Here is a 1,487-nt window from a genome sequence, read left to right on the forward strand (position 1 = left end):
AATTAAGATAATTAGTTCGCAAACATGTTTATAAAAAATTCCTTTTGGTATTTTTAAAGCGAAATCCTGTCTTTTAAGTCACTGAACTCACCTTTTATTCCATTTAATATCCGCAAAAGACCAGCTCGTTATTTGCTCTGGGCAACATCTTTATAGGTTTTATATTCAATGAGTTTATTGCTTAAAGTTCGACAGAATGTTCCTCAAGTGAAGTCGATTAAAACATCTCTTAAAAAGCATGCTGGTCAGAAATTACCTCACATGCTAACCAATGCATCAGATCTGTTTTTTAGAGGTCCTCAAATTGCCTTGTCAGGAAAAGCACCTTTTGATGTGATTTATAAGCATGAGATTATGAGTTTACGTCACTATAGAAATGAGACTGAAGCTCCTACACATAAACATCGCGTACCGTTAGTGATTGTTCCGCCATTGGCAGTGAACATGCTCATTTACGATTTATTCCCTACACGTAGCCTTATACGTTTCTTTTTAGCCCAAGGTTTTGATGTCTATTTAATAGACTGGGGCGTGCCAACCCGACATCAGGCAAAATATAATTTTGGCACTTATATAAAAGTTTTTATGCCTGAAATGCTAAAGCAAGTCCGTGCACATAGTGGACAACAGCAGCTTTCATTACATGGCTGGAGTTTAGGCGGTGCACTTTCACTCTGCTATACCGCGTTATTTAAAGATAAAGATATTAAAAATCTGATTATTCTCGCTTCACCTATCGACACCCATAAAGCGGGTTATATGGGTAAACTCTATGGCAGCTTGACTAAACCTGCACAGTGGGTTCGTAAGCATACCCCTTTCCGGATTCGCCAACATGTACCAAGTGAAGTGTTTCATATTCATGGCTGGCAAAACACACTTGGCTTTAAGCTAACTGATCCGATTGGAAATTTAAAAACCTATTGGCAGCTTTTTAAAAATCTTGATAATCGTGAATTTATTGTTGACCACGCTACGTCTAGTTCATTTATCGACAATATGTTGGCGTATCCGGGTGGTGTCATGCGTGACATCATTCTACGTTTTTGGATAGATAATGAACTCTCAACAGGTGTAATCAAATTTGGTGAACTAACAGCTTATTTAAAAGATATTAATTGTTCAGTGTTAGCTGTAGGTGGCGATACAGACATTATTGTGACCGCCGACGCAGTGAAACCGCTTATGGATTTAATTAGTAGCCAAGATAAAACGTTTAAAGTGGTTCCAGGCGGCCATATGGGTGTTGTTTCTGGTAGCCAAGCTCCAAGTTCTGTTTGGCCTGAAATGAGTAATTGGTTAACTACACGTTCAGATTAAATCTACTCAATAGTAGTAAGCTAGCGTAGTCATCTCTACGCTGGTTAAAAATTCAAATTTTATCTCATTCTCCTATATCATTTTATTGATTGATAACATGTTCACTTGCTTATTATAATTTACAAGTTAGATTTTTAAAAAATTATGCTCCTTCACTTATTTAATAT

General features: G+C 36.9%; 1 protein-coding gene. It reads left to right on the top strand.

What is annotated here, in order from left to right; translation table 11 throughout:
• Positions 1-168: 168 nt before the first annotated feature.
• Positions 169-1,320: an alpha/beta fold hydrolase gene (locus ACH63V_RS18035; RefSeq protein WP_396464316.1), complete on the top strand. Its 1,152-nt coding sequence runs from the start codon at positions 169-171 to the stop codon at positions 1,318-1,320.
• The last annotated feature ends 167 nt before the right edge of the window (positions 1,321-1,487 follow it).

It is taken from the genome of Acinetobacter sp. ABJ-A23_2 (genome assembly GCF_044538765.1).
Classification (GTDB): Bacteria; Pseudomonadota; Gammaproteobacteria; order Pseudomonadales; family Moraxellaceae; genus Acinetobacter; species Acinetobacter nosocomialis_A.

Coding starts and splice junctions, on each gene's coding strand:
- ACH63V_RS18035 (WP_396464316.1), top strand. CDS start 169: ATGAGTTTATTGCTTAAAGTTCGACAGAATGTTCCTCAAGTGAAGTCG.